The sequence below is a fragment of the Catenibacterium sp. co_0103 genome (genome assembly GCF_004168205.1).
GTDB lineage: Bacteria > Bacillota_I > Bacilli_A > Erysipelotrichales > Coprobacillaceae > Catenibacterium > Catenibacterium mitsuoka_A.
The window spans coordinates 1-2,982 of the sequence record NZ_RCYB01000151.1; the positions used below are offsets into that span (position 1 = coordinate 1).

The 2,982-nt window shown below is 31.0% G+C and carries 4 protein-coding genes; 1 reads left to right on the forward strand and 3 read right to left on the reverse strand.

From position 1 onward, the window contains the following. Positions 1–463: 463 nt before the first annotated feature. Both EAI80_RS12560 and EAI80_RS12565 read right to left on the reverse strand, forming a co-directional pair. Positions 464–1,048 carry an ImmA/IrrE family metallo-endopeptidase gene (locus EAI80_RS12560; RefSeq protein ID WP_129982310.1) on the reverse strand — a complete coding sequence of 195 codons (585 nt, stop codon included), beginning with the start codon at positions 1,046–1,048 and terminating at the stop codon, positions 464–466. A 13-nt stretch (positions 1,049–1,061) separates the two neighbouring features. After that, entirely contained in the window at positions 1,062–1,946 is an 885-nt protein-coding gene (locus EAI80_RS12565) for a DNA-processing protein DprA (RefSeq protein ID WP_129982311.1), read from the reverse strand. A 114-nt stretch (positions 1,947–2,060) separates the two neighbouring features. Here EAI80_RS12565 and EAI80_RS12570 point away from each other — a divergent pair, with 114 nt between their 5' ends. Then, a complete protein-coding gene (locus EAI80_RS12570; RefSeq protein WP_129982312.1) occupies positions 2,061–2,282 on the forward strand; it encodes a DUF6718 family protein in 222 nt (73 codons plus the stop codon). A 275-nt stretch (positions 2,283–2,557) separates the two neighbouring features. Here the strand turns inward: EAI80_RS12570 and EAI80_RS12575 are convergent, their stop codons facing one another. Beyond that, positions 2,558–2,791, reverse strand: coding sequence for a hypothetical protein (locus EAI80_RS12575; RefSeq protein WP_129982313.1), 234 nt, complete (start codon positions 2,789–2,791; stop codon positions 2,558–2,560). Between the last annotated feature and the right edge of the window lie 191 nt (positions 2,792–2,982).

Here is a 2,982-nt window from a genome sequence, read left to right on the forward strand (position 1 = left end):
GTTGTTTACGAGCTTACCTTATGGATGTCTCAAGTTATATTGATTAACTTCTCTTCAGTGATATGATATCACTTCTAAATAAAATAAAAAACTAGAATTATTACTTGAATAACTTCTAGTTCTATAATACGAAAAAGGTATTGTATCTAAGCTTTCAATAAGCTGTTCAATTGTTTTGCTCATAAAATCATCCTTTCTCACTGATATTTATGTCTAAAACTCTTTTAAGCAATTTAATACTCTGCTTAATTCTTTGTCATGGATTATGAAAATACTCTCTTCTAGATACAAAATAAGTCTCCTATATTATCTATACCCTTTATACGTAAAGATTACTTAATAAAAATGCATATTAGTTTTTATCTCTTCCAACTTATAGAAGCATGAACATTCTTGCAATAAAAAATAAGCCAGATTTCTCTGACTTATTCAAGCTTAAACTCATAAAAAATCTGACACTCCTTTAAAGCTTTGTATTTATCACTTGTTTTAAACGTCTTTGTACTGCAACTTGGGGCGCATTAAATGTATCAGATAATGCACGAATAAGAAGTTCTAGATCATTAATATTGTGAGATAACTCAGTATATGCTTCTTTGAAAGATGTTAGTGGCATTAATAAAGCATCCGCAAAACGAATAGCTCTTAGTTCTATATCATTGATTCTATATGTATGAGAATACTCATTACTTGGATTACTATCATAGATGTAGTGAGCCAACTCATAGCATAAAGAGAAAAGAATTTCTTCATCAGTATATTCACTACTTAAAATAATGATCTTATTACTTTTGTATTTATCAATGAGTTGATTTGATATGCCTATTGTTGCTTTGATACGGTAATCATTGAATTTTGTAGTATAGATTGTAAAGCCTAAAACTTTCGCAATTCCCATAACAGGTACTCTTCTTTTATTGAGTTTTAAGTTGTATTCTGGATTATTCAATAGAGTATTGAGTAAATCTTCAGCATCAGTATCTAGTTGGTTGTAATCAAAGTAATTGAATAAATTATGTTGTTTATAGTTTTCTATTTCAATACACATATATGCTCTCCTTTTAATCTATTTCTTTACTTAATAGTTCTAATACTTCTTTTATATTCTTAAAGGTATGTGCTCCCTTTTGTATATACTTTTTAGGCCATAAGAGAGAAGATTGTAGTAATGAGTAAGGTATCAAGATGTCTCTACCTTGCTTTATACAGTGATCTGCTTGTCTTAATGCCCCACTCTTCTCTCCTGCTTCCATGATAATAGTCGCAATAGAAATACCACTCATAGTCGCATTTCTTGTAGGGAAATTCCATTTATATACTTTATTACAAGGTGGGAATTGTGAGACAACAAGTCCATGTTTTTCAATTGTGAGTTGAAGGTTTTTGTTTTCTTTAGGATAGTACTGATTAATAGGTGTTCCTATGACAGCTATAGTTCTTCCATTGTTTTTTAATGCTGTTTGGTGGGTTATTGTGTCTATGCCTTTCGCAAGTCCTGCATTGACTACTATATTTCTTTTGACTAATGCTTTTACGAGTATTTCCGTTTTTTCCATTGCTTCCCTAGAAGCATTTCTACTCCCTACTACACTGACAGACTTTTCATTTAATAAGTGTACATTGCCTTTAAGAAATAAATATGGTGGTGATATTGGAATCATAGCTAATAGTTTAGAGTATATCTCATCACCTTTCTTAACTAATATAACGTCTTCTGGGAGTGTTTTAAAACTGCCTTTGACTCTTAGATAGGTATGATAGAAATCCTTTTCTGATACGTGTAATTGTAAGGATAAGTAAGGGATATTATGTATGAGTCCACTTCTGTAATTGAAGTGATCTAATTGTGTTATAAATTGACTCGTTTTCTTATCGTTAGAATTGAAATATTGTTGGATTGTATAATACAAAATCGCATCTCTTACATATACATTATTGATATCCATAGGAACCTCCTTTATGAGTATTCTATTATTGGAATGAGTGATTATCAAGAGAAGATAAACTATATTGCACTTATAGTGTGAAGCTAGTAGAATCAAAGCAGGAGGTATAAACATATGTGTTATCTTATCGCAAAGAGGATGAATAAAACTGGATGTGTCGCATTACAGACAGAACCTGGGGAAGAAATGGCAAAGTTTGCGGATGAAATACAAGAAAGACTTGGGTATGATATAGAAATTATTACTATCAGTCGACCTACTGCCTATGGAAAGTATGAACCATATCATTTTGTAAATAGTTATGAAGAATTTGAAAAAGAAGCAAGTCTACTTTAAAAGGAATCCTTAGTGTTTAGGATTCCTTTTATGCTCTATAAACTAACTTGTAATATGCTACTAAATGTTTTTATGCATTACCTTTGCATTTTTATGACTTGAGCCTCTTAATAAGCTTGAAACAATAAGCTCCCATTTACACCCATACTACGTGATAAATAAAATATAGGAAACCCCTAGTTATTTTGAATTAGCTAAGATATCAAATGTACTCTAGCCTTTTCTTTTAAACTCACTTGTCCACTTTCTTCAACCACTCTATTGATGTCGGAATATTAGCCTGCCGTTTCTTCATAATATCTATCTGCTATATATTCAGCTGACTCTGCCCACAGACCGTTTTCTGTTTCCTGCAACGTCTTATATGTTTCCGATTTATAGAAACGTAATACAGCTTCTTCAAAACTGATTTGAAAATGTTCCTGTAATAATTTCACTACATCTCTGATTTGTATACATACATTCATTGTAATGTCTTTTCCGTTAAAACTATATATTTTTTCTAGCATAAGAGATCCTCCTAACCGGTTTCAGATATTCTAAGGCTTTTTCTGTATGATTGAAAAAAATACCTAACTCATTAATGTGGACCCCGTGTCAAGGACATTAAATAAAAAAGTACATAAAATTGATTAGAAATAAAGATATCCTCTAGGTGTAATAACCAGGAGGATATTTTTTATGTGTAAACTATGTAAAT

Coding starts and splice junctions, on each gene's coding strand:
- EAI80_RS12560 (WP_129982310.1), bottom strand. CDS start 1,048: ATGTGTATTGAAATAGAAAACTATAAACAACATAATTTATTCAATTAC.
- EAI80_RS12570 (WP_129982312.1), top strand. CDS start 2,061: ATGTGTTATCTTATCGCAAAGAGGATGAATAAAACTGGATGTGTCGCA.
- EAI80_RS12565 (WP_129982311.1), bottom strand. CDS start 1,946: ATGGATATCAATAATGTATATGTAAGAGATGCGATTTTGTATTATACA.
- EAI80_RS12575 (WP_129982313.1), bottom strand. CDS start 2,791: ATGCTAGAAAAAATATATAGTTTTAACGGAAAAGACATTACAATGAAT.